The sequence below is a fragment of the Kitasatospora sp. NPDC090091 genome (genome assembly GCF_044747365.1).
In the GTDB taxonomy this organism is placed as follows: domain Bacteria; phylum Actinomycetota; class Actinomycetes; order Streptomycetales; family Streptomycetaceae; genus Kitasatospora.
Genome location: NZ_JBIVDY010000003.1, coordinates 347616 through 364256, shown reverse-complemented (window position 1 = coordinate 364256; position 16641 = coordinate 347616). Strand labels below are relative to the sequence as shown.

At 74.2% G+C, this 16641-nt stretch carries 13 protein-coding genes and 3 riboswitches; all 13 genes read left to right on the top strand.

Annotated features, from left to right (window positions below; genetic code table 11):
- Nucleotides 1–162: 162 nt before the first annotated feature.
- The 13 genes from ACIPSC_RS07155 to metE all read left to right on the top strand — a co-directional run bounded on the left by ACIPSC_RS07155 (nt 163) and on the right by metE (nt 16549).
- Nucleotides 163–1662, top strand: a complete 1500-nt coding sequence (locus ACIPSC_RS07155) for a CoA-acylating methylmalonate-semialdehyde dehydrogenase (protein ID WP_400823864.1) — start codon at nt 163–165, stop codon at nt 1660–1662.
- Complete coding sequence (locus tag ACIPSC_RS07150) at nt 1659–2807, top strand: acyl-CoA dehydrogenase family protein (protein ID WP_400823862.1); 1149 nt, start codon at nt 1659–1661, stop codon at nt 2805–2807. The genes ACIPSC_RS07155 and ACIPSC_RS07150 overlap by 4 nt, the downstream gene beginning before the upstream one ends.
- Entirely contained in the window at nt 2807–3880 is a 1074-nt protein-coding gene (locus ACIPSC_RS07145; RefSeq protein WP_400823860.1) for an enoyl-CoA hydratase/isomerase family protein, read from the top strand. The genes ACIPSC_RS07150 and ACIPSC_RS07145 overlap by 1 nt, the downstream gene beginning before the upstream one ends.
- Nucleotides 3877–4761 (top strand): 3-hydroxyisobutyrate dehydrogenase, encoded by an 885-nt coding sequence (gene mmsB, locus ACIPSC_RS07140; protein ID WP_400823858.1) that lies wholly within the window; start codon nt 3877–3879, stop codon nt 4759–4761. Before ACIPSC_RS07145 ends, mmsB begins: the two co-directional genes overlap by 4 nt.
- Nucleotides 4758–5018: an enoyl-CoA hydratase-related protein gene (locus ACIPSC_RS07135; protein ID WP_400823856.1), complete on the top strand. Its 261-nt coding sequence runs from the start codon at nt 4758–4760 to the stop codon at nt 5016–5018. The genes mmsB and ACIPSC_RS07135 overlap by 4 nt, the downstream gene beginning before the upstream one ends.
- Nucleotides 5019–5046: 28 nt before the next feature.
- A riboswitch (cobalamin riboswitch) is annotated at nt 5047–5186 on the top strand.
- Between the two features lie 98 nt (nt 5187–5284).
- Complete coding sequence (locus tag ACIPSC_RS07130; protein WP_400823854.1) at nt 5285–6373, top strand: peptidase; 1089 nt, start codon at nt 5285–5287, stop codon at nt 6371–6373.
- A 35-nt stretch (nt 6374–6408) separates the two neighbouring features.
- On the top strand, nt 6409–6888 hold the full coding sequence (locus ACIPSC_RS07125; protein ID WP_400823852.1) for a flagellar hook-length control protein FliK: 480 nt from the start codon (nt 6409–6411) through the stop codon (nt 6886–6888).
- A gap of 89 nt (nt 6889–6977) precedes the next feature.
- Nucleotides 6978–7121: riboswitch (cobalamin riboswitch) on the top strand.
- A 102-nt stretch (nt 7122–7223) separates the two neighbouring features.
- A complete protein-coding gene (locus ACIPSC_RS07120; protein WP_400823850.1) occupies nt 7224–8867 on the top strand; it encodes a prenyltransferase/squalene oxidase repeat-containing protein in 1644 nt (547 codons plus the stop codon).
- Nucleotides 8864–10063 (top strand): hypothetical protein, encoded by a 1200-nt coding sequence (locus tag ACIPSC_RS07115; RefSeq protein ID WP_400823848.1) that lies wholly within the window; start codon nt 8864–8866, stop codon nt 10061–10063. The genes ACIPSC_RS07120 and ACIPSC_RS07115 overlap by 4 nt, the downstream gene beginning before the upstream one ends.
- Before the next feature lie 4 nt (nt 10064–10067).
- The gene (locus ACIPSC_RS07110; RefSeq protein ID WP_400823846.1) at nt 10068–11309 is read left to right on the top strand and encodes a CbiQ family ECF transporter T component; all 1242 of its coding nucleotides are present in this window, start codon (nt 10068–10070) and stop codon (nt 11307–11309) included.
- Complete coding sequence (locus tag ACIPSC_RS07105) at nt 11306–12949, top strand: ABC transporter ATP-binding protein (protein ID WP_400823844.1); 1644 nt, start codon at nt 11306–11308, stop codon at nt 12947–12949. The genes ACIPSC_RS07110 and ACIPSC_RS07105 overlap by 4 nt, the downstream gene beginning before the upstream one ends.
- A complete protein-coding gene (locus tag ACIPSC_RS07100; protein ID WP_400823842.1) occupies nt 12946–13854 on the top strand; it encodes an ECF transporter S component in 909 nt (302 codons plus the stop codon). The genes ACIPSC_RS07105 and ACIPSC_RS07100 overlap by 4 nt, the downstream gene beginning before the upstream one ends.
- A riboswitch (cobalamin riboswitch) is annotated at nt 13852–14076 on the top strand. (Overlaps the previous gene by 3 nt.)
- A 157-nt stretch (nt 14077–14233) precedes the next feature.
- Entirely contained in the window at nt 14234–16549 is a 2316-nt protein-coding gene (gene metE / locus ACIPSC_RS07095; RefSeq protein WP_400823840.1) for a 5-methyltetrahydropteroyltriglutamate--homocysteine S-methyltransferase, read from the top strand.
- The last annotated feature ends 92 nt before the right edge of the window (nt 16550–16641 follow it).

Genomic DNA, 16641 nt, shown 5'->3' with positions numbered 1-16641 from the left:
CGCCGCCGCCCCTTGCCCTGCCGTGCCGAGCACCGGGGCGCAACTCCGCCCCTGACGCCACGTCAACCGCCGCTGCCGCCCGGCGCGCACGAGCGTGCGCCCGGACGCCGGCGGTGCCCTCTCCATTCCTCCTCTCCCCATCCACGATGAGAGAAGGAACCGATGGTCCGTGAACTGACCCACTTCGTCGGCGGCAAGCGCACCGCCGGCACGTCCGGCCGGTTCGGCGACGTGTACGACCCCAACACCGGCCGGGTGCAGGCCCGGGTGCCGCTGGCCGACCGGGCCGAGGTCGAGGCGGTGATCGCCGACGCGGCGCAGGCCCAGCCCGAGTGGGCCGCCTGGAACCCGCAGCGGCGGGCCCGGGTGCTGCTGCGCTTCCTGCAACTGGTCGAGCAGGAGCGGGAGGAGCTCGCCCGGCTGCTCTCCGCCGAGCACGGCAAGACCGTCGCCGACGCCCACGGCGACCTCCAGCGGGGCCTGGAGGTCGTGGAGTTCGCCGCCGGGATCCCGCACCTGCTCAAGGGCGAGTTCACCGACAACGCCGGGACGGGCATCGACGTGTACTCGATGCGCCAGCCGCTCGGCGTCGTCGCGGGCATCACGCCGTTCAACTTCCCGGCGATGATCCCGCTCTGGAAGGCCGCGCCCGCGCTGGCCTGCGGCAACGCCTTCGTCCTCAAGCCCTCCGAGCGCGACCCCTCGGTGCCGCTGCGGCTGGCCGAGCTGTTCCTGGAGGCCGGACTGCCGCCGGGCGTCCTCAACGTGGTCAACGGCGGCAAGGAGGCCGTCGACACGCTGCTGGAGGACCCGCGGGTGGAGGCGGTCGGCTTCGTCGGCTCGACCCCGATCGCCCAGTACGTGTACGCGACCGCGGCCGCCCACGGGAAGCGGGCGCAGTGCTTCGGCGGCGCGAAGAACCACATGATCGTCATGCCGGACGCCGACCTCGACCAGGCGGCCGACGCGCTGATCGGCGCCGGGTACGGCTCGGCCGGCGAGCGCTGCATGGCGATCTCGGTCGCCGTCCCGGTGGGGGAGGAGACCGCCGACGCCCTGGTGGCGAAGCTGGTCGAGCGGATCGCCGCCCTGAAGGTCGGCCGCTCGGACGACCCGGCGGCCGACTTCGGCCCGCTGGTCGGCGCCGACGCGCTCGCCCGGGTGCGCGACCACCTCGACATCGGTGTCGCAGAGGGCGCCGAACTCGTCGTCGACGGACGCGACTTCCGGCTGGACGGGCACGAGGGCGGCTACTTCCTCGGCGCCTCGCTGTTCGACCGGGTCACCCCGCAGATGCGGATCCACCGGGAGGAGATCTTCGGCCCGGTGCTCACCGTCGTCCGCGCCGCCGACTACGAGGAGGCGCTGCGCCTGCCCAGCGAGCACGAGTTCGGCAACGGCGTGGCGATCTTCACCCGGGACGGCGACACCGCCCGCGACTTCACCCGCCGGGTCAACACCGGCATGGTCGGCGTGAACGTGCCGATCCCGGTGCCGGTCGCCTACCACACCTTCGGCGGCTGGAAGCGCTCCGCGTTCGGCGACCTCAACCAGCACGGACCGGACGCGATCCGCTTCTACACCCGCACCCGGACCGTCACCTCGCGCTGGCCCTCCGGGGTCAAGGAGGGCGCGAGCTTCACCATTCCGACGATGGGATGAGCGCCGTGCACGACCTCACCGAGGACCAGCGGGCCGTCGCCGGGACCACCCGGGCCTTCGCCGACGAGTACCTGGCGCCGCACGCGGTGGAGTGGGACCGGACCAAGCACTTCCCGGTCGACGTGCTGCGCAAGGCGGCGGACGTCGGCCTGGCCGGCGTATACGTGCGCGAGGACGTCGGAGGCTCCGAACTCTCCCGGGCGGACGGGGTGGTGGCCTTCGAGGCGCTCGCCACCGGCTGCCCGTCGATCGCCGCCTACCTGTCCATCCACAACATGGTCGGCTGGATGGTCGACCGCTACGGCACCGGGACCCAGCGCACCCGCTGGCTGCCGGCGCTCTGCTCGGCCGAACAGTTGGGCAGCTACTGCCTCACCGAGCCCGGCGCCGGCTCCGACGCCGCCGCGCTCACCACCCGGGCCGTGCGCCAGGGGGACCACTGGGTGCTGGACGGCGTCAAGCAGTTCATCTCCGGGGCGGGCACGGCGCAGGTGTACGTGGTGATGGCGCGGACCGGCGGTCCGGGGCCGAAGGGCGTCTCCGCGTTCCTCGTGGACCGTGACGACCGGGGGCTGTCCTTCGGCCCGAACGAGCAGAAGATGGGCTGGAACGCCCAGCCGACCCGCCAGGTGCTGCTGGACGGCGTCCGGCTGCCCGCCGACCGCCTGCTCGGGGCGGAGGGCGAGGGCTTCCGGATCGCCATGGGCGGCCTCAACGGCGGACGGCTCGGTATCGCCGCCTGCTCGCTCGGCGGAGCCCAGAGTGCGCTGGAACGTGCGGTGGCCCACCTCGCCGACCGTGAGGCGTTCGGGGCGCGACTGCTGCACGCCCAGGCGCTGCAATTCCGACTCGCCGACATGGCGACCGAGTTGGAGGCCGCCCGGGCGCTGGTGTGGCGGGCCGCCGCGGCCCTGGACCGGGGGGACCCCCGTGCGCCGCAGCTCTGCGCGATGGCCAAGCGCCACGCCACCGACACCGGCTTCACGGTGGCCAACGACGCCCTCCAACTGCACGGCGGCTACGGCTACCTCGCCGAGTACGGCATCGAGAAGATCGTCCGCGACCTGCGGGTGCACCAGATCCTGGAAGGGACCAACGAGATCATGCGCGTCATCGTCGCCCGCGGCCTGACCGGAGCCGCGTGATGACCGGGAACGACACCGCGGAGGTCATCGTCCAGCGGGAGGGCCGGGCCGGGTTGATCGTCCTCAACCGCCCCGCTGCCCTGAACGCCCTCACCCACGGCATGGTGCAGCGGATCTCGGAGGCCCTGGACGCCTGGGAGCGCGACGACCGGATCGAGACCGTCGTCGTCACCGGGGCCGGCGACCGCGCCTTCTGCGCCGGAGGCGACATCGTCGCCATCCACCGCGCCGCCACCGGCGGCGACCACGGAGCCGTCGAGGAGTTCTGGCGCGACGAGTACCGGCTCAACGCCCGGATCGCCCGCTACTCGAAGCCCTACGTCGCCGTGATGAGCGGCATCGTGATGGGCGGCGGCGTCGGCGTCTCCGCCCACGGCAGCGTCCGGATCGTCACCGAGACCACCCGCGTCGCCATGCCGGAGGCGGGCATCGGCTTCGTCCCCGACGTCGGCGGCACCTACCTGCTCGCCCTCGCGCCGGGCGAGTCGGGCACCCACCTCGCCCTGACCGCGGGCTCCGCCGGTGCCGCGGACGCCCTCCTGTGCGGGCTCGCCGACCACTTCGTGCCCACCGGGCGGCTCCCGGCCCTGCTGGACGACCTGGCCGAACTGCCCGTGCACGACGCCCTCGAACGACACGTCGCGCCCGCGCCGACGGGCCTGCTGGAAGGGCAGCGGGCATGGATCGACAGCTGCTACGCGGCAGCCACCGTGGAGGAGATCCTCGACCGGCTGCGGGACAGCGGTGAACCCGAGGCGAAGAAGGCCGTCGACCGGATCACCGCCAACTCCCCGACCGCCGTGAAGGCGACCCTGGCCGCGCTGCGCCGGGCCCGGGCCCTCGGCCCGCTGGAGGCGGTGCTGGACCAGGAGTACCGCACGTCCTGCGCGGCGCTCTCCACACCGGACCTCGCCGAGGGCATCCGGGCCCAGGTGATCGACAAGGACCGCACACCCCGGTGGAGCCCGGCGACGCTGGGTGCCGTCGAACCCGCCACCGTGGCCCGCTACTTCGTCCCGCTCGGCGAGCGCGAACTGGGCCTCGCCGCCACCACACCCCTGGAGCGCTGGTGACCCACAGCATCGGATTCGTCGGACTGGGCAACATGGGCGGCCCGATGGCCGCCAACCTGGTCAAAGCCGGGTACGCGGTGACCGGTTACGACCTCTCGGAGGCCGCCCGCGGGCGGGCCGCCGGCCGGGGAGTGGCCATGGCCGACTCGGCCGGGGCGGCGGTGGAGGCCGCCGGGGTGGTCGTCACCATGCTGCCGACCGGACGCCATGTCCTCGAAGCCTACGACGAGTTGACGTCGGTCGCGCGCGGCGCGCTGTTCGTGGACTGCTCCACCGTCGCGGTCGGGGACGCCCGGATCGCCGCCGATCTGGCCCGGACCGCCGGCCACCGGGCGGTCGACGCGCCGGTCTCCGGAGGAGTGCCCGGCGCCGAGGCGGCGAGCCTGACCTTCATGGTGGGCGCGGGGGACGCCGACTTCGCCGAGGCCGAGCCGCTGCTGGCGGCGATGGGCCGCCGGGTCGTCCACTGCGGAGCGTCCGGCGCCGGGCAGGCCGCGAAGATCTGCAACAACATGATCCTCGGCATCTCGATGATCGCGGTGAGCGAGGCCTTCGTGCTCGGGGAGAGCCTCGGCCTCGGCCACCAGGCGCTGTTCGACGTGGCATCGACCGCCTCCGGCCAGTGCTGGGCGCTCACCACCAACTGCCCCGTCCCGGGGCCGGTGCCGACCAGCCCGGCGAACCGCGAGTACGCCGCCGGGTTCGCCGCCGCTCTGATGGCCAAGGACCTCGGACTGGCCGCCGGCGCGGCCGAGAGCGCGGGCGTGAGCACGGAACTCGGGCGCAGGGCAGCGCAGTTGTATGCGGACTTCGCGGCCGGCGAGGGCGCGGGCCTGGACTTCTCGGCGATCATCACCACTCTGACGGAGGGCGCCAAGTGACCGGCTACGAGACGATCCTGGTCGAGCGCAGGGACCGGGTCGGGGTGATCACGCTCGACCGCCCCAAGGCGCTCAACGCGGTGAACACCCTCCTGGTGGGCGAAGTCGTCTTTGTGGTAAAGAAGTTCGACTGCGACCCGGAGACCGGTTGCCTGGTGGTCACCGGTTCGGCGGAGTCCCTCGCAGTCGTCGGCCGTCCGGCCGTCGGAGGCGAGAGGCGTCCGAGGAAGGCCAGGCTCCGGCCCACCGTGATGTGACGCACGATCCCTTGACCGGATCTTTTCCGTTTCGCCATGATGAGCCGTCATGTAGTGACTCCGCCGCTGGGGGAAGCCGGTCCGAATCCGGCGCTGACCCGCAACGGTAGGCCGCCGACGCCACGTCGGCGGCGAGCCCGAGTACCCGTCGGCGGAGATGTGTCGTCCCTCCTCCCGTCGTGGTCTGCGGGCCGGAGCTCCGAGGGCTGCCCCGGCGCGTCGCCGGTGTCCTCCGGGCCCCTGCGTCCAGGCCCGGAAAGGCACCCATGTCCGCGCTCCGCCGCCCCCTCGGTCTGCTCGCGATACCCGCACTGGCGCTCGCCACCGCACTCCCGGCGGCCACCGCCGCCCACGCCGCACCCGCCGCCGCACCCGCCGCCGCGCCGTCCTCCGCGACCGTCCGTCCGGACGCCGCCGCGGCCGGCTGGCTGGCCCGTCAGCTCGTCGGCGGCGACCACTTCGAGTCCGTCTTCGACGGCACCGCCTACCCCGACCAGGGCCTGACCATCGACGCTGTGCTGGCCTTCGCCGCCTCGCACAGCTCCGACGAGGCCGCCGCCAAGGCGACCGCCTGGCTGGCCAAGCCCGAGATCCTCGGCGGCTACCTCGGCGACGGCACCACCGAGGCGTACGCGGGCGCCACTGCCAAGCTGCTGCTCGCCGTCGAGGTGCGCGGCGGGAACCCGACGGCCTTCGGCGGCGTCGACCTGCCGGCCCGGCTGCGCTCGCTCCAGACCGCCGAGGGCCGGTTCTCCGACCGCTCCCAGTGGGGCGACTACAGCAACGCGTTCGGCCAGTCCCTCGCGGTGATCGCCCTGCACCGCACGCCCGGCGGTGCCCCGGCCGCGGCCGTCGACTTCCTGGCGAACAGCCAGTGCGCGGACGGCGGCTACCCCGTCTCCTTCGGCCAGGCCACCTGCACCAGCGACCCGGACGCCACCGCCCTCGCCGCCCAGGCCCTGGCCGCCACCGGCCGCACCGCCAAGGCGAACGCGGGCCTCGGCTGGCTCGCCGCCCACCAGAACGCCGACGGCGGCTTCGCCGCAGCCGGGGCGTCCGCCTCCAACGCCAACACCACCGGGCTGGCCACGCAGGCGCTGCTGTCCGGCGGGCGCTTCGGGGCCGGCGTCAAGGGCTGGAGCCGGCTGGTGAAGTTCCAGCAGGGCTGTGCCACCGACCCGGCGGTACGCGGCGCGATCGCCTACGACGCGACCGGCTTCAACCCCGGCAGCGGTTCCCGGGCGACCGCGCAGGCGGTCCTCGGCCTGGCCGCAGCCCCGCTGGCGACCCTCTCCGCCGCCGGCGCGCGTCCCGACGCCCCCACCCTGGCCTGCCCGGCGCCGGCCGCCCGCTGAGAATCCGAACCCCCGACCCCACGAGGAGAGTTCCGATGACCGACACCCTCACCCCGGCCCGCCCCGCGCGCCGCACGCTCGGCTCGATCGCCGCCGTGGCGGCCCTCACCGCCGGCCTGCTCGGCGCCTCCGCCGTCCAGGCCCCGCAGGCCCACGCCGCGGCCTGCAGTGGCACCACCGGCGTCACCGTCGTGGTCGACTTCACCGCCGTCGGCGGCGGCATCGAGACCGGCTGCGCACCCGGCGACCCGGCCACCGGCCTCGCCGCGCTGACCGGTGCCGGATTCTCGTGGGCCTTCCACCCGCGCTTCCCCGGCTTCGTGTGCAAGATCAACGCACTGCCGACGACGTGCACCAACCCGACCGGCGGCGCCTACTGGTCGTACTGGCACGCCCAGCACGGCGGCCCTTGGTCGTACAGCAACCTGGGCGCGGGCAGCTACAACCCGGCGCCCGGGGACGTCGAGGGCTGGTCCTTCGGCGCCGGCGCGCAGCCGGGAATCACGGCGCCCTGACACCGGTGTGTCGCCGCACGCGGCGCGCCGGGCACCCTCCGAGGAGCCCGGCGCGCAGGTGATGTGATCGACATGACGATCCGTTGACTCTCCGTCAGGCGCCGTGGTCTGATGAAGCGATTTTCACCCTCGGTATTCAGGGGAAGCCGGTCCAACTCCGGCGCTGACCCGCAACCGTGGACCCACCTCCGGGTGGGTGAGCCGGAATGCCTGGACCGGGGGACTGTTCACACAGCACATGCGTCGTCGCGGACTACGACGCGGTCGCGACGGTGCCTGCCCGGGAACCGTCGGCTGCGCCGCTGCCTCCCGCGTCGACCGACCAGGGAGTCGTCGTGAGGGTCAGCAGCAGTCGCGCACGCCACAGAAGCCGGGACCTCGCGTCCCTCGTCGTCGCCGGGACCGTCGCGGCTGCCGCCTGCGGTGCGGTCCTGCTCGGACACCCCGGTACGGCCGCCGCCGACCCGGTCGAGCAGTGCGCCGCGGCATCCGGGGCGATCGTGACGGTCGACCTCAGCCGGGGCGATGGTGCCGCCCGGGGTTGCGACGCCCACCCCGTGACGGGAACGACCCTGCTGCACGACGCCGGGCGCACCCCCGACCTCGGCAAGGGCAGCACGTACCTGACCGATCCGGCCCGTCTGATCGACGGTCACTACTACGAGGCCTTCCCGACCTTCGCCGACTTCGGCCTCACCATCGACGGCGCCTACGCCCTGGCGGCGACCGGCACCGACGACGTCACGCTGCGCAAGATCGTCGACTTCCTCGACCAGCAGGGCAAGGACCCCAACGACCGCACCGTCAACGACTGGACCGCCGTCGGGACCGAGTACGCGGGCGGCGGTTCGATCGGCAAGGAGGCCCTGCTCGCCGAGATCGTCGGGCGCAACCCCCGGGCCTTCGGCGGCCACGACCTGATCGCCGCGCTCGACCGGGCGGTCTGTGCCAAGGCCGACCAGAACACCGGCTGCGCGGACTCCGGCAACTACACCTACGCCACGTCGGTGTTCTCCCAGGCGCTCGGCATCATGGCCCAGCTGCGCGCCGACGACGCGACGAACGCCGCCGCGCCGATCGCCTACCTGAAGAGCCTCCAGCACGCCGACGGCTCCTGGCCGAGCCTGATACCCGCCACCGGCGACTCCGACGTGGACAGCACGGCGATGGCCCTCATGGCGCTCGCCCTCGTCCCCGGTGACGAGGCCGCCGCGGCCGTCGACAAGGGGCTCGCCTGGCTCGCGGCCCAGCAGCTTTCCGACGGCGGCTTCCCCGGCGCGGCCGGCCACTCGACCAACTCGGCGGCCCTCGCCGTCCAGGGCATGACGCTGCGCAAGGCCGCCTACGGCGGGCAGATCGCCAAGGCGCTCGACTTCCTCGCCGGCCAGCAGAACGGCGACGGCGGGTTCAACGTCGCGTCCGCCGGGCAGCAGGGATCGGACGTCCGCGCGTCGACGCAGGTGGTCGGCGGTTCCACCGGGATCTCCTTCGGCACGCTGTCCCGGAACCTGGGCGGTACTCCGACGCCGACGCCGACGGGCACGCCGACGCCGACGGGGACTCCGACCGGTACTCCGACCTCCACGGGGACTCCGACGCCCAGCGGTACTGCGACGCCGACCGGGACGGGTACGCCGACCCCGACCGGGACGGGTACCCCGACCGGCACCGGTTCCCCGACGCCCACGGCCGGCTCCACCACCACGCCCGCCGGCGGCACCGGTACCACCCTGCGGCCGTCCGACCCTGCGGCCGCCGGCGTCGTCGACGGCCCGGTCGGCGGCGGCCCGATCGATGGCGCTCCGGTCGATGGCGCTCCGGTCCGGACCGGCACCGGCACCGGCACCGGCGCACTGGCCGGCACCGGCACCGAGGCCCTGGTGCTGACGGGCACCGCCGGCCTGCTGACCGCGATCGGCGCGGCAGCCGTCCTCGTCGCCCGCCGCCGTACGGCCTCCGCCCCGGGGCGGCACCGGTGATCCGGCGACTCGGCCGGCTGTCCGGGGCCGCCACCCTGACCCTCGCCCTCGCCGCCGGCGGCGTCGGGGCGGGGGCGGACCCGGCCTCCGCCGCACCCCTGCCGATCGAGCAGTGCACCACCACCTCCGGGGTGGTGCTCGCCGTGGACCTCAGCAGGTGGGGCGGCCCGCTGCTGCGCTCCTGCGGAACCACGCCGACCACCGGCTACGCCCTGCTCAACCAGGGCGGTTGGAAGACCACCGGGACCGGCCACGACGGCCCGGCGTTCATCTGCCGCATCGGCTACAGCGGGTTCCAGGGCGGGAAGCAGTTCCCGACCGCGGACCAGGAGAAGTGCGTGCTGACACCCCCGGCCACGGCCTACTGGTCGTACTGGCACGCGGACCCGGGGCAGAACGAGTGGTCCTACAGCCAGCTCGGGGCGATGAGCTACCAGCCGAAGCCCGGCAGCGTCGATCTGTGGATCTTCGGCGGCACCAACATCGAGGGCACCGAGGGCCGTCCGACCTTCTCGCCGGACAGCGTGCGGGCGCACAACACCACCCCGGGCGGCTCCGCCGCCACGCCCGAGCCGCCCCAGCCGCCGGCCGGCGGGGGAGGGGTCGGCGGTGGCACCGGCGGCACCTCCGGGGGGACGAGGGGCGGTTCCTCCGGTGGCTCGGGCTCGTCCGGTGGATCCGGTTCCTCCGGCGGCAGCGGCTCGGGTTCGAGCGGCAGCACCGGTGGCTCCGGTACCGCCGGCACCACCAACGGCTCCAGCACGTCCGGAGGCTCCGGCACGGGCCGGGGCCCGGCCCCCGCGAAGCCCACGACGGGCGGGGCCCGTCCGCCCGCGCCCGGCACGCCGCCGGCAAAGGGCACGGCCGAGACCCCGGAGGACGGCATTACCCCGCCGGGCGGGCCCGATTCCACACCCGTACCCGCCACACCGGTACCGGTCGAGGCACCCTCCGCGCAGCCGACCGACACGCCGTCGGCGACCCCGTCCGCCGAGGCGTCCGCGACCCCGACCGACCCCGGGAGCGGGTCGACCGCACACGCCGACGGCCCGCCGGTGGTGGACGCGGCTCCGGTGGCCGACGCCCCGCACGACTCCGGCTCCATGGTCCCCGCCGTGGTGGGGTCCGTCCTCGTGGTGGTCCTGGGCGCGGTCACCGTGATGACCGCGCGCCGTCGCCGCCGACAGGCCGAGTGATCCGGTGGCCCTGACCGACAAGCACGACGCCGGCTCCCCGCCCCCCGCCCCCGGGTGGGGCACGGGGGGCCGACGGAGCCCGCGGAACCTGCACCCGCTGGCCTGGTGGACGTGGGCGCTCGCGCTGGCGACCGCTGCCAGCCGCACCACCAACCCGCTGCTGCTCCTGCTCGTCCTCGCCGTGCTCGGGTACGTGGTCACCGCCCGCCGGACCGAGGCCCCGTGGGCGCGTGGCTTCACCTACTACCTGTGGGTGGCCCTGACCGTGGTGGCGATCCGGGTGGTCTTCCGCTGCATCTTCGCCACCGGCATCACCCCGCACGACCACCTGCTCTTCTCCCTGCCGCACATCCCCACGCCCGCCTGGTACGCGGGGATCCAAATCGGCGGACCGGTCTCCCTGGAGGCCACGCTCTCCGCGGCCTTCGACGGTCTGCGGCTGGCCTGCCTGATCTGCTGCATCGGCGCGGCCAACACCCTCGCCAACCCCAAGCGGGCCCTGCGTGTCCTGCCCGGTGCGCTGTACGAGCTGGGCGTCGCCGTCACGGTGTCGCTGAGCGTCGCGCCGCAGCTGGTGCAGAGCGTCCAACGCGTCGCCCGGGCGCGGCGGTTGCGTGCCGGGCAGCGCAAGGGCGTCCGCGCGTTGCGTGGCATCGTGGTGCCGGTCCTGGAGGACGCCCTGGAGCGTTCGCTGCACCTGGCCGCCGCGATGGACTCGCGCGGCTACGGGCGCTCCGGCACCGCCTCCCGTCGCTCCCGCCGGCTCACCGGTGCCCTGATGCTGCTCGGCATGTGCGGCCTCTGCGCCGGCGTGTACGGGCTCCTGGACGGGACGGCCCCCGCCGCGCTGGGACTGCCGGCCTTCCTCGCCGGCGCCGTGCTCTGTGTGGCGGGCCTGCTGCTGGGCGGGCGCCGGGTGCGACGCACCACCTACCGGCCGGACCGCTGGCGGGCGGCCGAATGGGGCGTCGCCGGCTGCGGCGTGGCCGCCGCCGTCCTGCTGTTCGCCACCGTCGGCTACGACGCCACCGAGCTCAACCCCTCCCTCTACCCGCTGACCTGGCCGACGCTGCCGCTCGTCCCGGTGCTCGCCCTGCTGCTGGCGGGCGCCGCCGGGATCGTCGCACCGCCGCCCGGCCGGACGCCCGAACCCGTCGCCCCGCCCGCGCAGCGCCCGGACGCCCGCACCGGCGGCAGCAGTCACAGCAACCGCACCGACCGCACGACCTCCGAGGTGAGCACGTGATCCGATTCGACCAGGTGAGTGTCGTGTACGACGGCAAGACCTCGCCCGTCCTGCGCGACGTCGACCTGCACGTCCCGGAGGGCGAGCTCTGCCTGGTGGTCGGTCGTACGGGCGTCGGCAAATCGACCCTGCTCGGTGCCGTCAACGGGCTGGTGCCGCACTTCACCGGCGGCACCCTGCGGGGCCGGGTGACCGTGGACGGCCGCGACACCGCCCACCACCCGCCTCGTGAACTCGCCGACGTGGTAGGCGTGGTGGGCCAGGACCCGCTGGCGGGCTTCGTCACCGACACGGTGGAGGAGGAGCTCGCCTACGTCATGGAGCAGTTGGCGATCCCCGCGGAGGTCATGCGCAAGCGCGTCGAGGAGACCCTCGACCTGCTGGGCCTGGCCGACCTGCGCCACCGCGCCCTGCACGAGCTCTCCGGCGGCCAGCAGCAGCGCGTAGCCATCGGCTCCGTCCTCACCGCCCACCCGCGCGTCCTGGTCCTGGACGAGCCGACCTCCGCCCTCGACCCGACCGCCGCCGAGGAGGTGCTCGCCGCCGTCACCCGGCTGGTGCACGACCTCGGCGTCACCGTCCTGCTCGCCGAGCACCGCCTGGAGCGCGTCGTCCAGTACGCCGACAGCGTCGCCTACCTGCCCGGCGACGGGACCGTCGTGCACGGCCCGCCCGCCGAGGTCTTCCGGGACACCGTGATCGCGCCGCCCGTGGTCGACCTCGGCCGGCTGGCCGGCTGGCAGCCGCTGCCGCTCTCGGTCCGGGACGCCCGCCGGGCGGCCGCTCCGCTGCGGGAGCGGCTGGCCGACCGCCCGGCACCGGCGCCGCGCCGCGAACCGGCCACCGGCGAGACCGTGCTCTCCGCCGAGCGGGTCGTGGTGCGCTACGGCCAGGTGGCCGCCGTCCGGGGCGTCGGGCTGGAGCTGCGCGCGGGCGAGGTCACGGCCCTGATGGGGCGCAACGGCTCCGGCAAGTCCTCACTCCTTTGGGCCCTCCAGGGCTCCGGTCCCAGGCAGGGCGGCAGCGTGAAGGTCGTCGCAGCCGAGGGCGGGAAGGCCGAGGACCCCAAGCGCCTCCCCGCGGCCCGGGCCCGGCAACTGGTCGGCCTCGTCCCGCAGACCCCCACCGACCTGCTGTACCTGGAGACGGTCGCCCAGGAGCTGGCCCAGAGCGACCTGGAGGCCGATCACGCCGCAGGGCCGACCGCCCGGCAGATCCTCGACCGGCTGGCCCCCGGCATCCCGGACGACATCCACCCCCGCGACCTCTCCGAGGGCCAGCAGCTGGCCCTCGTCCTGGCGATCCAACTGGCAGCCGCACCCAGGGTGGTGCTGCTGGACGAACCCACCCGCGGGCTGGACTACCAGGCCAAGGAAGCGCTCACCGGCATCGTCGACGCCCTCGCCGCCGAGGGCCGGACCGTCGTGGTCTCCACCCACGACGTCGAGTTCGTCGCCTCCGCCGCCGACCGGGTCGTCGTCATGGCCGAGGGCGAGATCGTCGCCGACGGCCCGACCTCCGAGGTCATCGTGGCCTCACCGACCTTCGCCCCGCAGACCGCCAAGATCCTCGCTCCCCTGCCGTACCTGACCACCAGGCAGGTCGCCGGGGCCCTCGAACCGGCGGAGGCCGCCCGATGACCGCCCTGCGCATCCCCGGCCGGGCCCGCATCGTCATCGCGCTGGCCGCCTTCATCGGCGTCGTCGCCTTCACCTGGCCGTTCGTCGTGGCCCCCGGGAAGTTCGGCTCGAACTACGCACCGCCGCTGATCTTCGGCGCCCTGCTGGTCCTGGTCCTCGCCGTCGTCATCGCGGAGATCGCGGCCGGCGGCATCGACGCCAAGGCTCTCGCCATGCTCGGCGTCCTGTCCGCCGTCAACGCCGGACTCCGCCCGCTCGGCGCCGGGACGGCCGGAGTGGAGACGGTCTTCTTCGTCCTCGTCCTGGCCGGCCGGGTCTTCGGCCTCGGCTTCGGCTTCACCCTCGGCTGCACCTCGCTGTTCGCCTCGGCCCTGCTGACCGGCGGCGTCGGCCCCTGGATGCCGTACCAGATGTTCGGCTGCGCCTTCGTGGGCATGCTAGCCGGACTGCTCCCACCGGCCCGCCGGCGCTGGGAGGTGCCGATGCTGGCCGTGTACGGGGCGTTCTCCGGTTACCTGTTCGGCTTCCTGCTCAACCTGTCCTTCTGGCCGTTCTCGACCGACCCGAACAGCTCCATCGCCTACCTGCCGGGCCTGCCCTTCACCGAACAGTGGCACCGCTACCTGTTGTTCGACCTGGCCACCTCGCTCGGCTGGGACACCGGCCGGGCCGTCACCACCTTCACGGCCGTACTGGTCGTCGGGCCGGCCGTCCTGACGGTCTTCCGCCGGGCCGCCCGGCGCGCCAACTTCGAACCCACGGTGCGCTTCGAGGCCGCGGACGGCTCCGACGTCCCTCCCGCTCCGGGGAACGCCGCGCGGCCGTCCGGTCCTGACGCCGACCCGGTCTCAGCATCCGGACGATTTGAGCGATTCGCTGTTCAGCTTCCGCCGTCCTGCCCCTAAGCTGGCGGTGCAGCTGGTTCGCCCTGTCCGCCAGGCAGGCGCGTCGCAAGAGGGAACCCGGTGGGAATCCGGGACTGCCCCGCAGCGGTGAGTGGGAACGACCGCCGTCATACGCACTGGGCCCGGGAGGGTCTGGGAAGCGACGGCCAGTAGGTGTCCGCCCTGGGACCAGGGCGGCCGTGCCCGCGAGTCCGAAGACCTGCCACTGCCCGTGCGCGACCGTTTCGCGCGCGGCAATCCGGTGACCTCGTGGGCGGGTCGGCGTTCATACCAGGCGGAGCTGCGTCCACGTGCGGGCGTCCGTCCGGTTCGTCACCCCTTCGCGCCTTCGTGCCGTCACCGGGCACCAAGAGGAATCAGGCTCGCGAAGGAGAGTCCCTTGACAGCGCAGTCCGCAGCCGCGGCGACCGTGGCCACCGTGTACGGCTACCCCCGGCAGGGCCGTAACCGGGAACTGAAGAAGGCGATCGAGGGGTACTGGAAGGGCACAGTCACCTCGGAGGCGCTGCTGACCGCCGCTGCCGGCCTGCGCCGGGAGAACTGGGCCCAGCTTGCCGAGTCCGGGGTCCAGGAGGTCCCGACCGGTGACTTCTCGCTCTACGACCACGTGCTGGACACCACCGTGGCCGTCGGCGCGATCCCGGCCCGCCACCGGGAGGCCGTCGAGGCCGACCCTCTGGACGGCTACTTCGCCATGGCGCGCGGCACCCAGGACGTCGCGCCACTGGAGATGACCAAGTGGTTCGACACCAACTACCACTACCTGGTGCCCGAGTTGGGCCCCGACACGGTGTTCGCCGCGAACCCGGCCAAGGCGGCCGCCGAGCTGCGCGAGGCCCTGGTTCTCGGCCACGCCGCCCGCCCGGTGCTGGTCGGCCCGATCACCTACCTGCTGCTCGCCAAGCCGGCGCCCGGCGTCGCGGCCGACTTCCAGCCGATCACCCTGCTGGACCGGCTGCTGCCCGTCTACGCCGAGTTGCTCGCCCACCTGCGGGCGGCGGGCGCCGCATGGGTCCAGCTGGACGAGCCCGCGCTCGTCCAGGACCGCACCCCGGCCGAACTGAACGCCGCCGCCCGCGCCTACCGCGAGCTGGGCGGCCTCACCGCCCGGCCGAAGCTGCTGGTGGCGAGCTACTTCGACCGCCTCGGCGAAGCCCTGCCGGTGCTCGCCAAGGCCCCGGTCGAGGGCCTGGCGCTGGACTTCACCGGCCCGGCCGCCGCCAACCTGGACGATCTCGCCGCAGTCGGGGGCCTGCCGGGCAAGCGCCTGGTCGCCGGGGTCGTCGACGGCCGGAACATCTGGATCAACGACCTCGGGAAGTCGCTGGCCACCCTCGCGACGCTGCTCGGTCTCGCCGACCGGGTCGACGTCGCGCCGTCCTGCTCCCTCCTGCACGTGCCGATCGACGCCGCGGCCGAGCGCGACGTCGACCCGCAGATCGCCCGCTGGCTCGCCTTCGCCAAGCAGAAGGCCGCCGAGGTCGCCCTGCTGGCCCGCGGGCTGCGGGAGGGTACTGGCGCGATCACCGCCGAACTCGCCGCCAACCGCGCCGACCTGGCCTCCCGCGCCACCTCCCCCATCACCCGTGACCCGGCCGTACGGGCCCGTGCGGCCGCCGTGGGCGCCGACGACACCCGCCGCGCCCAGGCCTACCCGCAGCGGGCCGAGGCCCAGCGCGCCCGGCTGGGCCTGCCGCTCCTTCCCACCACCACCATCGGCTCGTTCCCGCAGACCGCCGAACTGCGGCTCGCACGGGCCGACCTGACGGCGGGCCGGATCGACGCGGGGGCGTACCGGGAGCGGATGGAGGCCGAGGTCCGCGAGGTCATCGCCTACCAGGAGAAGGCCGGCCTGGACGTCCTCGTGCACGGCGAGCCCGAGCGCAACGACATGGTCCAGTACTTCGCCGAGCAGCTCACCGGCTACCTGGCCACCCGCCACGGCTGGGTCCAGTCCTACGGCACCAGGTACGTGCGGCCGCCGGTGCTGGCCGGGGACATCTCCCGCCCGCACCCGATGACGGTGGACTGGTTCCGCTACGCCCAGGGCCTCACCGACCGCCCGGTCAAGGGCATGCTCACCGGGCCGGTCACCATGCTCGCGTGGTCCTTCGTCCGCGACGACCAGCCGTTCGCCGACACCGCTCGCCAGGTCGCGCTCGCGCTGCGCGACGAGGTCGTCGACCTGGAGTCCGCCGGCGCCGCCGTCGTCCAGGTCGACGAGCCGGCCCTGCGCGAGACCCTGCCGCTGCGCGCCGCCGACCGCCCGGCCTACCTGGCGTGGGCCACCGAGGCCTTCCGCCTCGCCACCTCGGGGGTACGGGCGGACACCCAGATCCACACCCACATGTGCTACGCCGAGTTCGGCGCGATCATGACGGCCATCGACGACCTCGACGCAGACGTGATCTCGCTGGAGGCGACCCGCTCGCACATGGAGGTGGCCGGCGAGCTGGCCGAGGCGGGCTACCCGCGCGAGGTCGGGCCGGGTGTCTGGGACATCCACTCCCCGCGCGTGCCGAGCACCGAGGAGGCCGTCTCCCTGCTGCGCACCGGCCTCGCCGCGATCCCGGCCGAACGCCTGTGGGTCAACCCCGACTGCGGCCTGAAGACCCGCGGCTGGCCGGAGACCCGAGCCTCCCTGGACAGCCTGGTCGGCGCCGCCCGCCGCCTGAGGGAGGAACTGGCGGACTGACCCGAGGACGGTACGACCCGGCCGGGCACCGCACGCGTGCGGTGCCCGGCCGGTGGCTGCCCGAGCCGTCCCCGGGAAACGCGGGCAGCGCG